This window comes from Streptomyces sp. NPDC002835, from assembly GCF_053591995.1.
Map to the genome: position 1 here is coordinate 11,993 of NZ_JBSFUW010000017.1, position 15,774 is coordinate 27,766.

The 15,774-nt window shown below is 68.6% G+C and carries 9 protein-coding genes; 1 reads left to right on the forward strand and 8 read right to left on the reverse strand.

The features are described from left to right. Positions 1 to 120 precede the first annotated feature (120 nt). The 8 genes from dxs to ngcE all read right to left on the reverse strand — a co-directional run bounded on the left by dxs (position 121) and on the right by ngcE (position 11,379). A complete protein-coding gene (dxs, locus tag ACWD01_RS19805) occupies positions 121 to 2,082 on the reverse strand; it encodes a 1-deoxy-D-xylulose-5-phosphate synthase (protein ID WP_451163522.1) in 1,962 nt (653 codons plus the stop codon). Positions 2,083 to 2,295: 213 nt separating this feature from the next. Further along, positions 2,296 to 3,576, reverse strand: coding sequence for a sugar ABC transporter permease (locus ACWD01_RS19810; RefSeq protein ID WP_451163524.1), 1,281 nt, complete (start codon positions 3,574 to 3,576; stop codon positions 2,296 to 2,298). Then, on the reverse strand, positions 3,573 to 4,361 hold the full coding sequence (locus ACWD01_RS19815) for an ATP-binding cassette domain-containing protein (RefSeq protein ID WP_356894814.1): 789 nt from the start codon (positions 4,359 to 4,361) through the stop codon (positions 3,573 to 3,575). The genes ACWD01_RS19810 and ACWD01_RS19815 overlap by 4 nt, the downstream gene beginning before the upstream one ends. 278 nt (positions 4,362 to 4,639) lie before the next feature. Continuing rightward, on the reverse strand, positions 4,640 to 5,704 hold the full coding sequence (locus tag ACWD01_RS19820; protein WP_451163689.1) for a substrate-binding domain-containing protein: 1,065 nt from the start codon (positions 5,702 to 5,704) through the stop codon (positions 4,640 to 4,642). A 170-nt stretch (positions 5,705 to 5,874) separates the two neighbouring features. Further along, a complete protein-coding gene (locus ACWD01_RS19825; protein ID WP_451163526.1) occupies positions 5,875 to 7,083 on the reverse strand; it encodes an ROK family transcriptional regulator in 1,209 nt (402 codons plus the stop codon). A 949-nt stretch (positions 7,084 to 8,032) separates the two neighbouring features. Next, the gene (locus ACWD01_RS19830; protein ID WP_356894818.1) at positions 8,033 to 8,956 is read right to left on the reverse strand and encodes a carbohydrate ABC transporter permease; all 924 of its coding nucleotides are present in this window, start codon (positions 8,954 to 8,956) and stop codon (positions 8,033 to 8,035) included. 11 nt (positions 8,957 to 8,967) lie between these two features. Then, entirely contained in the window at positions 8,968 to 9,891 is a 924-nt protein-coding gene (locus ACWD01_RS19835; protein WP_451163529.1) for a carbohydrate ABC transporter permease, read from the reverse strand. Positions 9,892 to 9,933: 42 nt separating this feature from the next. Further along, the gene (gene ngcE, locus ACWD01_RS19840; protein ID WP_451163531.1) at positions 9,934 to 11,379 is read right to left on the reverse strand and encodes an N-acetylglucosamine/diacetylchitobiose ABC transporter substrate-binding protein; all 1,446 of its coding nucleotides are present in this window, start codon (positions 11,377 to 11,379) and stop codon (positions 9,934 to 9,936) included. 503 nt (positions 11,380 to 11,882) lie between these two features. Between ngcE and ACWD01_RS19845 the strand changes: the two genes are divergently transcribed. Further along, the gene (locus ACWD01_RS19845; RefSeq protein ID WP_451163533.1) at positions 11,883 to 15,722 is read left to right on the forward strand and encodes a GH92 family glycosyl hydrolase; all 3,840 of its coding nucleotides are present in this window, start codon (positions 11,883 to 11,885) and stop codon (positions 15,720 to 15,722) included. Positions 15,723 to 15,774 lie beyond the last annotated feature (52 nt).

Consider the following 15,774-nt stretch of genomic DNA (forward strand, 5'->3'; position numbering starts at 1 on the left):
GAATGGTCCGGAGGGACCACCCGTGCAGGGGGTTTCTCCGGCCGGGAAACGGCACTCGCGCACGAATCGGCCCCTTCCACGGCGGCGGCGTGCGCTCGCAGTGGAAGGGGCCGACGCGGGTCAGTCGCGGGCGGGTTCGACCGCTTCGCTGTCGAGGCGGCCGTCGAGCTTGGAGACGAGTCCGGTGACCTGCCGGGCGATGTCCGGCGCGGTCAGGCCGATCTCGGCCAGCACCTCGGCGCGGGAGGCGTGGTCGAGGAAGCGCGGCGGGATGCCGAAGTCCCGCAGCGGCACGTCCACGCCCGCGTCGCGCAGCGCCTGGGCGACGGTCGAACCGACGCCGCCGACCCTGCTGTTGTCCTCGACGGTGACGACCACCCGGTGCCGCTCGGCGAGGGGTGGCAGCGCCTCGTCGACCGGCTTGACCCAGCGCGGGTCGACGACGGTGGTGGAGATGCCCTGGGCGTCGAGCAGGTCGGCGATCTCCAGGCACATCGGAGCGAGGGCGCCCACGGACACCAGCAGCACGTCGGGCCGCTCGGTCTCGGGGCGGCGCAGTACGTCCATGCCGCCGGCCTTGCCGACGGCCTTGACGGCGGGGCCGACCGCGCCCTTGGAGAAGCGGACCACGGTCGGCGCGTCGTCGACGTCGACGGCCTCGCGCAGCTGGGCGCGGACCTGGTCGGCGTCGCGCGGGGCGGCGATCCGCAGACCGGGCACCACCTGGAGGATCGACATGTCCCACATGCCGTTGTGGGAGGCGCCGTCGGTGCCGGTGACCCCGGCCCGGTCCAGTACGAAGGTCACACCGCACTTGTGGAGGGCGACGTCCATCAGAACCTGGTCGAAGGCACGATTGAGGAACGTGGCGTAGACGGCGAAGACGGGGTGCACACCGCCGGTCGCCAGGCCCGCCGCGGAGACCGCGCCGTGCTGCTCTGCGATGCCGACGTCGTAGACCCGGTCGGGGAAGGCCTTGGCGAACCTGTCGAGGCCGACGGGCTGGAGCATCGCGGCCGTGATGGCGACGACGTCCTCGCGCTCCTTGCCGAGCTTGACCATCTCCTCGCCGAAGACGGAGGTCCAGTCGAGCCCGGAGCTGGAGATGGGCAGGCCGGTGTCGGGGTGGATCTTGCCGACGGCGTGGAAGCGGTCCGCCTCGTCCGCCAGGGCGGGCTGGTAGCCGCGGCCCTTCTCGGTGAGGCAGTGCACGATGACGGGGCCGCCGAAGCGCTTGGCGCGGGCGAGGGCCGACTCGAGCGCCTCGATGTCGTGGCCGTCGATGGGGCCGACGTACTTCAGGCCGAGGTCCTCGAACATGCCCTGCGGGGCGATGAAGTCCTTGAGGCCCTTCTTGGCGCCGTGCAGCGTGCCGTAGAGCGGCCTGCCGACGACGGGAGTGCGCTCGAGGAGGTCCTTGCCGCGGGCGAGGAAGCGCTCGTAGCCGTCGGTGGTACGCAGGGTGGCCAGGTGGTTGGCGAGGCCGCCGATGGTCGGGGCGTACGAGCGCTCGTTGTCGTTGACGACGATGACGAGCGGGCGGTCCTTGGCGGCGGCAATGTTGTTGAGCGCCTCCCAGGCCATGCCGCCGGTCAGGGCCCCGTCGCCGATGACGGCGACGACGTGGTCGTCCTTCCTCAGCACCTCGTTGGCCTTGGCGAGGCCGTCGGCCCAGCCGAGCACGGTGGAGGCGTGCGAGTTCTCGATGACGTCGTGGGCGGACTCGGCCTGCGAGGGGTAGCCGGACAGGCCGCCCTTCATCTTTAGCCGGGAGAAGTCCTGGCGCCCGGTCAGCAGCTTGTGGACGTAGCTCTGGTGGCCCGTGTCCCAGAGGACCTTGTCCTTCGGGGACTCGAAGACCCGGTGGAGGGCGATGGTCAGCTCGACCACGCCGAGGTTGGGTCCCAGGTGTCCGCCGGTCTTGGAGACCGCGTCCACCAGGAAGGTCCGGATCTCTGCGGCGAGCTGCTCCAGCTGCTCCGGGCCGAGCCGGTCGAGGTCACGCGGTCCCCCGATACGGGACAGCAGATTCCCCCCGTCGCCCACCACCCTTGCAGGACGCGCTGCGCGCGGCTGTGTCACCGTGCCTCCTTGCATTCGAGCTGCCTTCGAGCTGATCGAGATCGAAGCTGATCGTCCGTACCGATTGACCGAGTCTAATGTTCCGTGCCGCCGCTCCGTCACAGGGCGGTGCGTTCCGTGTAACGCGCCTATGACGTACACACGGAGGTGCACGCGGACGTAGACGCAGCAGTGCCCGGCACCGCGGTGCGGTGCCGGGCACTCGGGGTCGTACTAGGCGCGACCTGCGGTGCGCTGCGTCTTGCGGGTGATCGAGTCGATCACCACGGTCGCCAGCAGAACACCACCGGTGATCATGTAGACCACCGGGGTCCTGATGCCTTCCAGCGCCAGGCCGTACTGGATGGAGACGATCACCATCGCGCCGAGCAGCGCGTTCCAGGTGCGGCCCCGGCCGCCGAAGAGGCTGGTGCCGCCGATGACGGCCGCCGCGATGACGTTCATCAGCAGCTCACCGGCGCCGGCGCTCTGGTTGGCCGCCGCGATCTTGGACGCCCAGAACAGACCGCCGACGCCCGCGAAGAAGCCCGCGATGGAGAAGACGGAGATCCGGACGGCGGTGACGTTGATGCCGGCGCGCCGTGAGGCCTCGACGCTGCCGCCGAGGGCGAAGACCTTGCGGCCGTACGAGGTGCGGCGGAGCACGAAGTCGGTGATCACCAGGGCGGCGAGGAAGAGCACCAGGGCCAGCGGCAGACCGCGGTACTGGTTGAAGACGGCCGCGGCCGCGAAGGCGATGACGGCCAGCAGCACCGTGCGCAGCAGCGTGTCGGAGAGCGGCCGGGACGGCACGCCCGCGGCGTCACGGCGGCGGTTGTCGAAGAACGACGAGAGGAAGAACACGACCACGGCGACCGCGGCGAGGCCGTAGGCGGCCGCCACGTCCGAGAAGAAGTGCGTGGTCATGCTGCCGACCACGCCCTCCGAGTCGAGGTTGATCGTGCCGGTGTCGCCTAGCATCTGGAGCATGAAGCCCTGCCAGAACAGCAGGCCCGCCAGGGTGACGGCGAACGCGGGGGCGCCGATCTTGGCGAAGAAGAAGCCGTGCAGGGCGCCGATGACCGCGCCGCCGACGAGGGCGATGAGGACGGCGAGCCACTCGTTCATGCCGTTGCTGACGCTCAGGACGGCCGCGAGGGCGCCGGAGACACCGCTGACGGCGCCGACGGAGAGGTCGATCTCGCCGAGCAGCAGCACGAAGATGATGCCGACGGCCATCATGCCGGTGCCGACCATCGTGACCGAGATGTCGGTGAGGTTCTTCGCCGAGAGGAACTGCGAGTTCATGCTCTGGAAGATGACGGCGATGATGATCAGACCGATGACGACCGGGATGGAACCCAGGTCACCGGCGTGCATCTTCCGCTTGAACTCCGACCAGTAGCCCTTGACGCCCTGCTCGCGCACCAGCAGCCGCGGGTCGACGGCCGTCAGCGCGTCGTGCGCGGCGTCCGGGTTGACGACCGGCGCGGTGGAGGTCTTTTCCGTGGTCACTTCTGAACCTCCGCGTTGCGCGCCGCACGGCGGGTCACGGCGTTGTCCGTGGCACCGGTGATGGCGGAGATGATCTCTTCCTGCGAGGTCGACTTGACCTCGAAGATCCCGTTGTTGCGGCCCAGACGCAGTACGGCGACCTTGTCGGCGACGGCCTTGACGTCGGCCATGTTGTGGCTGATGAGGATCACGGCGTGGCCGCGCTCCCGCAGCCGCTCCACCAGGTCGAGCACCTGTGCGGTCTGCTCGACGCCGAGGGCGGCGGTGGGCTCGTCGAGGATGACGAGCTTGGGCTCGCCGAGCATCGAACGGGCGATGGCCACGGTCTGGCGCTGACCGCCGGAGAGCGAGGCGATCGGGATACGGACGCTGGGGATGCGGATCGACAGCGTCTTGAGGAGCTCCAGGGCCCGGCGCTCCATCTCGACCTCGTCGAGGACGCCGCGCTTGTGCAGCTCCCGGCCCAGGTAGAGGTTGCCGACGACGTCGATGTTGTCGCAGAGCGCGAGGTCCTGGTAGACGGTCGCGATGCCGAGGCTCTGGGCGTCGTGCGGCCGGTTGATCGACACGCCCCTGCCCTCCCATTCGATGAAGCCTTCATCGATGGGGTGCACGCCGGCGATCGTCTTGACCAGCGTGGATTTTCCGGCGCCGTTGTCGCCGACGAGCGCGACCACCTCACCGGCGTGGACCTCAAGCTCTACGTCGGTGAGCGCCTGGACGGCACCGAACCGCTTGGAGACCCCGCGCAACGCCAACACGGGCGTAGCGGACACGTGAACCATCTCCTTCGCCGCCTGACCGGCGGGGATGCCGCACCGCCGGGGTGAGGCGGTGCGGAGGCTGAGCAGTATGGGCTGAAACTGTGCGGAAACGGGTGAGCGTTCCGACCGGTGCCCCGCCCCCCGGCGGGGGCTGGATAGGAGGGGCGGGGCACCGGAGGGTTCATGGCGGGACGTCGCCGCCCCGGCGGGACATCCGTCCCGGCGGCGGGAGTTCGCGTCCCGGCGAGCGGCCGGAGCGCCCCGGTGGGACCGGGGTCTCCGGCGAGCTCGAGCGTGGCCTACTTCAGGCCGAGCTTGTCACACGCGGCCTGGAGCTTCGCGGTGCAGATCTCCTGGATCGTGTAGACGCCGTCCTTGACGACGGTGTCCTTGATGTTGTCCTGGGTCAGCGACACGACCGGGACGAGCACGGCCGGGACACCCTGGGTGGTGGGGCTGTCGACCTTCTCCTTGGCGATCGAGTCGAGCTTCTCGCCCTTGGCCAGGGCCACGGCCATCTCGGCGGCGGCGGACGCCTCGGGGGCGTACGGCTTGTAGACGCTCATGAACTGCTCGCCCGCGACGATGCGCTGCACACCGGAGATCTCGGCGTCCTGGCCGGTCACCGGCGGGAGCGGGGAGACACCGGCGGCCTTGAGGGCGGTGATGATGCCGCCCGCCATGCCGTCGTTCGCGGAGTAGACGCCGACGATCTTGTCCTTGCCGAGGGCCGAGATCGCGGCCTCCATGTTGGCGTTGGCGTTCTCCGGCTTCCACTCCTTGGTGTCGTACTCCTTGCCGATGTTCACCTTGCCGTCGAGTTCGGCGTGGGCGCCCTTCTTGAACAGCGCGGCGTTCGGGTCGGTGACCGAGCCGTTCATCATGACGATCTGGCCGGACTTGGCCTTGTCGCCCAGGGCCTCCACCAGGGCCTTGCCCTGCACGCGGCCGACCTCTTCGTTGTCGAAGGAGGTGTAGGCGTCGATCGGGCCCTCGGCGAGGCGGTCGTAGGCGACGACCGGGATGCCGGCGTCCTTGGCCTTCTTCACGCTGTTGGCGATGGCCTTGGAGTCCACGGCGTCCAGGATCAGGGCGTCGACCTTGTTGGTGATCATGGTCTCGACCTGCTGGGACTGCTGCGTGGCGTCCTGCTTGGCGTTGGCGTAGACGACCTTCGCCTTGCCGTTCGTGAGCTCGCTGATCTTCTTCTCGATGAGCGGCTTGTCGAACTTCTCGTAACGAGCGGTCTGGTTCTCCGGAAGGAGCAGGCCGATCGTGATGTCGTCGCCCTTCTTCGGGCTCGACTCGTTCGAGCCTTCGCCCGAGTCGCCGGCCTGGCCGCAAGCGGCCAGCGATACGGCCATCGCGGAAGCGGCGACAGCAACAGCGGCACGACGCAGATGTGCGTTCACGTTTGGAAACCTCCCTGACGAGGCCGCGTCGCTGCGGCCGAGGTGGCTGGAAGTCAACTCGGCCCCGCCGCCAGCGTCAAGGAGTAAATCCTTAACGAGATGACAACGGTGCCATTCGTTATCTAAGTGAAGGCGGGAGCACCGACCGGCAGTGCGCCGTCAGACCCCTGCAAAAGCGTAGAATCACCCATTTCGCTGAGCACCAGCGCCAGCGCGCCGAGCACTTCGGCGCGCCCGCCCAGGGCTCCCGGAGCGACCGAGAGCTGCCTCGCCGCACTGGGAATGGCGTAACGGGAGACGGACTCGCGGATCGGCCCCAGCACCAACTCTCCAGCTTCCGCCAGATCTCCGCCGAGCACCACTCGGCTGGGATTGAGGAGGTTGCACAGGTTCGCCACGCCGCTGCCGATGTGCCGGCCCACGTCCGCCACGACACGGCGGCAGCCGGGGTCCCCCTCGCGGGCGAGCTGCACCACGCGCTCCATGGTCAGATCGGCGCCGTGGCTCGGCTGCAGCAGCGGCAGCACGTAGCGCGCGGCGGCGAACGTCTCCAGACAGCCGCGGTTGCCGCAGCGGCACACCGGGCCGGCCTCGTCCAGCGTGATGTGCCCGATCTCCCCGGCCGTACCGCCCGGCCCGCGGTAGATCTGGCCGTCTATCACCAGCCCTGCGCCGACACCGCTCGCCACCTTGATGTACGCCAGGTCCCTGACGCCGCGGCCGCTGCCCCAGACCAGCTCTCCGAGCGCGCCGAGGTTCGCATCGTTGTCCACGTACACCGGCACGCCGAGGCGCGCCGACAGCTCCTCGCTGGGATTGATGCCCGTCCAGCCCGGCAGGATCGCCGTCGAGCCCAGCGTGCCCGACTCCACGTCGATGGGGCCCGGCACGCCGAGCCCCACGCCGACCACCTTGCCCGGGGCGATCCCCGTCGCCTCGACCAGCCGGTTGACCAGCGCCTCCGCCCGGCCGAAGCCCTGCGCGGACGACGCGTCGACGTCGAGCGGCTCGGCCTCCTCCGCGAGCACCTGGTGCGCGAGGTTGCCGATGGCCACGCGCAGATGCGTATGGCCGAAGTCGACGCCGATCACGATGCCGGCGTCCCCGCTGAGCGAGACGCTGCGGGCCCTGCGGCCGCCGGCCGAGGTGGGCGTCACCTCGACCGTGCCGCCGTCCTTGAGCTCACGGACGATGTTGGAGACGGTGGCCGCGGAGAGGCCGGTGCTCCTCGCGATCTCCGCCTGCGTCAGCGAGCCCGCCATGCGGACGGCACGCACGACGCGCTCGAGATTGGCCCGGTGCAGAGATGTCTGCGATCCCGGAGTCTCCATTGACTCATCCACTCCTGCCCCCGGTGGGCGGCGCGACGACCGCCCCCGGCCGGGGGCGGCGTGATGTCGACCCCGGCGTCTCTCCAACTTGTGAACTCTGAGTTCAACCTTTTGGGGCTTATTCCGTCAAGACCTTGAGCATGTGGATCCACAGATGAGCGGCCGCGCGTCCCGGGGCTGCCCGGGCAGGGTTGGTGCGCGCCGACGACTGCCCGACCGGGCCACAGAGTCGTTCCGGCCTCTGGGGCGTCGGCCCATGCTCCTTCGGGGCTGGGGCAGGGTTCCCAGTTCGGGCCCGCAGGATGGGTTGCCGGACAGGCCGGGGCAGGGCCCGGGTTCGGAGCCGGGGCGGTGACTGCCCGTACAAGCGCGGCCGCTCGGAGCGGAGCCCGGGTTCGGGGCTCGCAGGGGGCACGCTGTGCGGGTCCCGGGCAAGGCCCGCTCGGAGCCCGCAGGACCGACCACTCTCGCAGGCGTCCGCGTGGGCCATGGGGGCAAGCCCCGGGTACAAGAACGGCACGGTCAGCCGGCCGCCCCACGCCGCGTCGGGGTCTCGGGCGGCTCAATCCGGTGCCCGCAGCCGTACGCGCGGAGCTTGGGGCGGAGCCCCGGCACGACACCCGCACGTCAGTCGCTCCCGGCGCGCCTCGTCGGAGTCTGGGGCGGAGCCCCAGTTTCGGGAAGGGGCGGGGTGGGGGACTACTCCCCACCCGCACGTGCCCACCGGCGGCAGCGAAACCGTCGGCCCGGGGCAGGGGGACGCGCAGGGGGTCGTGTCCGGGACGTAAAGCGTCGCAACTCGCGCGAAGCGCGGTGAGGACAGCAGTCCCGGACACGACCACCGGAGCGGCACCCGGAGGCCAAGAACCCGGACCGGGCCAGGGCCGGGCGCGTAACCCGGACCCACCCGGCCACGCCCGGCCACGCCCGGATACCGAACCCGGGTCGTTTACTTCAGCGCGCCCGCCGTCAGACCCGACTGGACCTGGCGTTGGAAGATCGCGTAGACGACCAGGACCGGGAGCATCGCGATCATCATGCCGGCCATCAGCGCGCCCCAGTCGTTCTCGTAGCCCTGCTGCAGCGCGAGCGTTGCCAGGCCCTGCGTCAGGACGTACTTGTCCTCCTGCTGGTTGAGCACCATCGGGAGCAGGTACTGGTTCCACTGGCCCAGGAAGTTGAAGATGCCGATGCTGATCAGGCCCGGCTTGGCCATCGGCAGCATCACCTGGAAGAACGTCCGGCTGTGGGACGCGCCGTCGATCATCGCGGCCTCGGCGATGGAGACCGGGAGCGTGCGGAAGAACGAGGTCATGAAGAAGACGGTGAACGGCAGCGAGTAGGCGATGTAGACCAGGATCAGTCCGTGGTACGTCGCGAGGAGCGAGCTGCCGGGGAAGTCCCGCATGACGAAGAAGAGCGGGATGACCAGCATGAAGACCGGGAAGGACATGCCGGCGACGAACAGGTAGTAGATGAACCGGTTGCCCGGGAACTCGAAGCGGGCCAGGACGTACGCGGCCATCGAGCCGAGGACCATCGTGCCGACGACGCTGCCGCCCACGATGATGGCGGTGTTGATGAAGTACTGGCCCATGTTCGCGTCCTCCCACGCGTTGGACCAGTTCTCCCAGTGCAGGACCGTCGGCAGGCCCCAGGGGTCGGTGAGGATGCCGTTGCTGTCCTTGAAGGCGCTCCAGGCGACCCACAGCAGCGGCACGCCGACCATCAGGCCCCAGAGGATCAGGATCCCGTGGGAGAAGACGTTGAGCACGCCGCCTTCGGAGGAGCCGTTCTTGGCGGGCGGCCGGGCCACCGGGGGCTCGCCGGGCGCGTCCTGCTTGGCCACCGTTTCGATCTCTTCGGTCGTCATCCGCGCTACCCCTAGTACTCGATCCGCTCACGCCGCGCGAAGCGCATGGTGAGCACTGCGAAGGTCATCGTGACAATGAGCATCGCGACGCCCATGGCGGAGGCGTAGCCGAACTGGCTGTCCCGGAAGGCCGTCAGATACAGCCGCAGCGGCATGACGTCCGTGGCGCCGTCGGGGCCTCCCATGTTCACCGACATGATCTGGACCAGGGCAAAGGCGTCCAGCGCGATGATGCCCATGTAGACCCAGCCGGTCTGGACGGTGTCCCACAGCAGCGGGAGCGTGATCCGGAAGAAGGTGTGGAAGCGGTTGGCGCCGTCCAGCAGCGCCGCTTCGTAGATGTCCCGCGGGACGGATGCCATGGCCGCGGAGAAGAGGACCACGAAGAAGCCGACGTGTCCCCAGACCATGACGGCGCTGATGCACCACAGGGCGAGGCTCTTCTCGCCGAGCCAGGCGTTCTGCAGGAAGTCGAGCCCGATGGCGCCGAGGAGGGAGTTGAGCATTCCGTCCTGCGGGTCGGGGTTGTAGATGTTGAACCAGATGACCGCGATGATCGCGATGGAGATGACCTGCGGGAAGAAGAAGACGAACTTGTACGTCTTCGAGCCGCCCACGCCGGCGATGACCTCGTTCTTCCGGCGCTTTCCGCCGACGTTCAGCATGAAGGCGAAGAACAGTCCGAGGCCGAGCGTGACGACGGGGACGAGCGCCAGCATGTAGACGTTGTGGCGCAGCGCGTTCCAGAAGTCTGCGTTGCCCCAGAGCCGCTGGAAGTTCTCCAGGCCGATGAACTCGGCGGTCCCCACGAGCCCCGACCAGTCGGTCATCGAGATCTGGAACGCCTGGACGAAGGGTGAGATGACGAAGATCGCGTAGATGATCAGGGGCAGGGCCAGGAAGCCCACGATGAATCGGTACTTGCCGTGTTGCACTGTTGCTTCCCGGCCCTTCCCTCGGAAGCCGAACTGGTCAGGTCAGGCGGTGCGCTTGAACTTGTTCACCGAGTCGTCCTTGGCGACCCTGTCGGCCTCCGCCTGCGTCTTCTTGATCCAGTCTGCGGCCTTCAGCTCACCGGTGAGGAGCTGGCCGGTGAGGCCGCCGATCTTCTCGTCGGTCAGCGCCGGGTACCACTCCTGGAGCTGAAGGCTGATGAGGTTGTCGCCGGCGTCCGCGAAGACCTTGCTGGCCGAGGCCAGGCCGGGCGAGAGGGACATGCCGGAGGTGGCGTCCATGACACAGGTCAGGGACTTGACCTTGGTGGCGAAGTTCTGCGCGTGCTTCTTGGAGAGCATGATGCGCAGCAGCTCCATGCCGCCGACCGGGTTCTTGCCCTTGGAGGCGACGATGTACGGCTCGCTGGGCTCGCCGCGCAGGGTGCCGTGGGGCATCTTGTCGCCGGTGCCGTCGAAGAGCGGCCCGACCGCCATGCCGAAGTCCGCGGGCGTGGTGGGGGCGGACTCGTTCTCGACCCAGGAGCCGTTCGGGAGGAAGACGGCCTTGCCCTTGTTCCACGCGGTCTGGGACTGGATGTGGGTCAGGCCCTGGCTGCCCGCGAGGAAGTACTTCTTGGCGGCGAGCTCCTCGTAGTGCTCGATGACCTCCTTGACCGCGTCGTTGGAGGTCCAGGCGTTCGGCTCCAGGTTGTCGATCGCGATCCACTTCTCCATGCCGCCGATCTTGGCGATCTGGGCGAAGAGGTTGAAGTGCACGTAGTACGGATACTTGCCGGGGTACGTCCAGGGGGCGATGCCGGCCTTCTTGATCTCGCCGCAGAGCTTGACCATCTCGTCGAGGGACTTGGGGTAGGCCCAGCCCTTGTCGTCGAGCAGCTTCTGCGAGTACCAGGTGCCGTAGATGGTGAAGGCGTAGTACAGCACGTCGAACTTGTCGCCGTGCTTGCCCTTCTCGATGGTGCTGGGGTGGATCGTGTCCCGGACCTTCTTGGCCGGGTCGTCCATCGAGGGGGCGTCCAGCAGCACGGTCAGGTCCTGGAGCTGGCCCTGGGTGGAGAGCTGGTTCATGTTGAGGTGGTCGGCACCGGAGTTGTCGATGACGTCCGGCGGGTTGCCGCCCGCGAAGCGCGGGGTCAGCTTGGGGCCGACCTGCTGGGTGCCGGTGTGCTTGACCTCGGCGCCGTAGGTGGCCTTGTAGTCGGCCTCCGCGTCCTTGGCGTACTGGTCGCCGAGGCCGCCCTTGAAGATGAAGGCCTCGAGCGCGGCGCCCTGCTTGACGCCGAGCGGGTTCTTCTCTGACTTCTCGCCGACGGGGGCCTTGGTCTCCTTGTCGCTGCCGCCGCCTCCGGTGGCACATGCGGAAAGGAAGCTCATCGTCGGAATCGTGAGCAGGCCGAGCGCGGCAGAACGCTTGATCAGATCGCGACGGCCGACGCCCTCGTTGTCGTGGGCGGAGGTGGATCCCATGCTCAAGTCCTCGCCTTCTCCAGGACTCAGGCGGTGTACCGGTCACCCGTCCGTCTCGCCTCAGGCGAAGGGCCCCGCCACCGCAGTCAGTTGCTGTGTTCTCCCGTGAGGGAAACTCAAGTCGAAGCTCGGGTCGTGCACGTCTGACAGCGGGAACTGCTTCGGCCGGCGGTCGCGTATCGCGCACGTGACCGTCGTCCTCGTCCCCCCTGGCCCGCTACAGGAAACAGCTGTGCGGACGCCGACAGGTATAGTCCACTTCCCGCCACGTGAGCAAGATCGAACACAGAGTGGGTGGCCATCTTTCCCGAGTTGAGACCTCCGAGACGAAGAACGCCGGGATTCGGCCCGGCGGCCACAGCATTCTTCGCGGGACGTCTGATTCCGTCCAGCTGGGCCCGCCAACACCCTTGACACCGTATGGCACTTGCCTCCCTACTGGTGCCTGCGCCTCGCGCCTGACAACGTTGTCCAATGCGACTTCCCCTGGAGGACGATCCGGGATGCAGCCCAGAAACAGACCCCGGCACCGACAGATCAATCCGGTCACCCTGGTGGTGACCGCTTCCATGCTGGTGTTGACGGCTCCTTCCGCCGCCATCGCCCTTCCCTCCCAGCCCGGGCAGTCGTCGTCGGCCGACCGGGAATTCCGGTCATCCTTCGAATCGGACGAAGCCCAGCCGGACTGGCGCAATACCGTCGAAGTCACCGCCGCCGGCCGCAAATGGTCCTCGGGTGTCGACGGAGGCTTCGCCGGCGGAATCCCCGGCAATGTCACCGACAAGGTGATCGAGCTGCGCGCCAGCGACGAGAACACCGGCGCCGGTGAGACCAAGGAGAATCTGGTCGACCTGCTGCCGAGCAGCAAATGGCTGGGGTTCGAACCGACCGCCTGGATCGAGTTCGACATGGACCAGCCGGTCAAGCTCGCCACCTACGCGCTGACGTCGGCCAACGACTTCGCCAGCCGCGACCCGCGGGACTGGACGCTCAAGGGCTCCGCCGACGGCAAGAGTTGGACGGTCCTCGACACGCGCTCGGACGAGACCTTCGCCAAGCGCTTCGAGACCAGGACGTTCGACATCGGCGACCCGTCCGAGGTCACGGCGTACGCCCACTACCGCCTGGAGATCACCAGGAACAACGGCGCGTCCAACGCCACCCAGCTCGCGGACGTTCAGTTCTCGAACGGGGACACGAGCGCGCCCACCCCCGACGACATGCGCACCCAGGTCGACCGCGGCCCGAGCGGCTCCCCCACCGCGAAGGCCGGCGCCGGTTTCACCGGCAAGCGCGCCCTGAAGTACGCGGGCACCCACAAGCCGGACGGCCGGGCCTATTCGTACAACAAGGTCTTCGACGTCGACATCGACGTCCGGCGCGACACCGAGCTGTCGTACAAGATCTTCCCCGCGATGGCGGAGACGGATCTGAATTACCCGGCGACCAACGTCTCTCTCGACCTCGCCTTCACCGACGGCACCTATCTGAGCGAGCTGAAGGCCACCGACTCCCACGGCGGCCTGCTCACCCCGCAGGGCCAGGGCGCGGCCAAGCGGCTGTACGTCAACCAGTGGAACGCCGTCGCCTCCGGCATCGGCACCGTCGCCGCGGGCAGGACGGTCGACCGGATCCTGGTGGCGTACGACTCCCCCAAGGGCCCGGCGAAGTTCCAGGGCTGGATCGACGACGTCACGATCGCGCCCGCCGCGCCCGAGCCGCGGCTCGAGCATCTGTCGGACTACGCCTCCACGACCCGCGGCACCAACTCCAGCGGCGCGTTCTCCCGGGGCAACACCTTCCCCGCCACCGCCGTCCCGCACGGCTTCAACTTCTGGACGCCGGTCACCAACGCCGGATCCCGGAGCTGGCTGTACGAGTACGCCCGCGGGAACAACGCGGACAACCTGCCCACCGTGCAGGCGTTCAGCACCAGCCACGAGCCGAGCCCCTGGATGGGCGACCGCCAGACCTTCCAGGTGATGCCCTCCGCCGCGGCCGGCGTCCCGGACACCTCGCGCACGGCCAGGGCGCTGCCCTTCCGGCACGAGAACGAGACCGCGCGCCCGCACTACTACGGCGTCACGTTCGAGAACGGCCTCAAGGCCGAGATGGCGCCCACCGACCACGCGGCGATGATGCGTTTCACCTACCCGGGTGACGACGCGAGCGTCCTCTTCGACAACGTCACCCAGCAGGGCGGCCTCACCCTCGACCCGGCGACCCGCTCGTTCACCGGCTACTCGGACGTCAAGAGCGGCCTGTCCACGGGCGCCACCCGGCTGTTCGTGTACGGCGTCTTCGACGCGCCCGTGACCGACTCGGCGTCCGAGGGCGTCACCGGCCGGCTCCGCTTCGACGCGGGCGAGGACAGGACCGTCAACCTGCGGATAGCCACCTCGCTGATCGGCGTGGAGCAGGCGAAGAAGAACCTCGCCGACGAGATCCCGGCCGGCACCCGCTTCGAGAAGGTCCGGGGCAGGGCGCAGGGCGCCTGGGACGACATCCTCGGCAAGGTCGAGGTCGAGGGCGCCACCCACGACCAGCTGGTCACGCTCTACTCCAGCCTCTACCGGCTCTACCTCTATCCGAACTCGGGCTTCGAGAACACCGGCACCAGGCGGAAGCCCGAGTACCGCTACGCCAGCCCGTTCTCGCCGATGACCGGACCCGACACCCCGACCCGTACCGGCGCGAAGATCGTCGACGGCAAGGTGTACGTCAACAACGGCTTCTGGGACACCTACCGGACGACCTGGCCGGCGTACTCGTTCCTCACCCCGAAGAAGGCGGGCGAGCTGGTCGACGGCTTCGTCCAGCAGTACAAGGACGGCGGCTGGGTCTCCCGCTGGTCCTCCCCCGGCTACGCCGACCTGATGACCGGTACCAGCTCCGACGTGGCCTTCGCCGACGCGTACGTCAAGGGCGTCGACTTCGACGCCGAGGCGGCGTACGAGGCGGCGCTGAAGAACGCCACCGTCGTACCGCCGTCCTCTGGCGTCGGCCGCAAGGGCATGGAGACCTCGCCGTTCCTCGGCTACGCCTCCACCTCGACCCATGAGGGCCTGTCCTGGTCGCTGGAGGGCTACCTCAACGACTACGGCATCGCCGAGATGGGCGAGGCGCTCTACGAGAAGACGAAGAACCCCCGCTACCGGGAGGAGTCGGAGTACTTCCGGAACCGGGCCCGCAATTACGTCACCCTCTTCGACTCGGAGGCCGGCTTCTTCCAGGGCCGGAACCTGAAGGGCGACTGGCGGGTGCCGAGCGGGCAGTACGACCCGCGGGTGTGGGGCTACGACTACACCGAGACCAACGGCTGGGGCTACGCCTTCACGGCTCCGCAGGACAGCCGCGGTCTCGCCAACCTCTACGGCGGCCGCGCCGGGCTCGGCGAGAAGCTGGACACCTACTTCGCCACGCCCGAGACGGCGTCGACGGAGTTCGTCGGCTCGTACGGCTCCGTCATCCACGAGATGACCGAGGCGCGTGACGTCCGGATGGGCATGTACGGCCACTCCAACCAGGTCGCCCACCACGTCACCTACATGTACAACGCGGCCTCGCAGCCGTGGAAGACGCAGGAGAAGGTCCGCGAGGTCCTGTCCCGCCTCTACACCGGCAGCGAGATCGGGCAGGGCTACCACGGCGACGAGGACAACGGCGAGCAGTCGGCCTGGTACCTCTTCTCCGCGCTCGGCTTCTACCCGCTGGTCATGGGCAGCGGTGAATACACCGTCGGCTCCCCGCTGTTCACCCAGGCGACCGTGCACCTGGAGAACGGCCGCGACCTGGTCGTGAAGGCCCCGAAGAACAGCGCGAAGAACATCTATGTGCAGGGGTTGAAGGTCAACGGCAAGAAGTGGAACTCCACCTCGCTGCCGCACGACGTCATCGCCGAGGGCGGCACGCTGCAGTTCGACATGGGCCCCGAGCCGTCCACCTGGGGCACGGGCGAGAAGGCCGCCCCGGTCTCCATCACCCAGGACGACGAGAAGCCCGCGCCGCGCCGCGACGTGCTCCGTGCGGAGGGTCCGCTCTTCGACAACACCTCGGGCACGTCGGCCGCGTTCACCTCGGTCGAGCTGCCGGCCGCCTCTGCGGCGAAGGCGGTGCAGTACACGCTCACCTCGGCGGCGAAGGGCAAGGCCCCCTCGGGCTGGGTGCTGCAGGGTTCCGCCGACGGGACGTCGTGGACGGACCTGGACCAGCGGTCGGGCGAGTCCTTCGACTGGGACCGGCAGACCCGCGTCTTCAGCGTGGCGGAGCCGGGCTCGTACCCGCACTACCGGCTGGTCTCCACGGGTGAGGCGACGCTCGCGGAGGTGGAGCTGATCTCCTGAGCGCTCGGGCGGACAGCGGGCGGGCGTGGGGTCCTCGACCCCGCGCCCGCCC

Coding starts and splice junctions, on each gene's coding strand:
- ACWD01_RS19815 (WP_356894814.1), bottom strand. CDS start 4,361: ATGGTTCACGTGTCCGCTACGCCCGTGTTGGCGTTGCGCGGGGTCTCC.
- ACWD01_RS19845 (WP_451163533.1), top strand. CDS start 11,883: ATGCAGCCCAGAAACAGACCCCGGCACCGACAGATCAATCCGGTCACC.
- ACWD01_RS19830 (WP_356894818.1), bottom strand. CDS start 8,956: ATGACGACCGAAGAGATCGAAACGGTGGCCAAGCAGGACGCGCCCGGC.
- ACWD01_RS19820 (WP_451163689.1), bottom strand. CDS start 5,704: ATGGCCGTATCGCTGGCCGCTTGCGGCCAGGCCGGCGACTCGGGCGAA.
- ACWD01_RS19825 (WP_451163526.1), bottom strand. CDS start 7,083: ATGGAGACTCCGGGATCGCAGACATCTCTGCACCGGGCCAATCTCGAG.
- ngcE (WP_451163531.1), bottom strand. CDS start 11,379: ATGGGATCCACCTCCGCCCACGACAACGAGGGCGTCGGCCGTCGCGAT.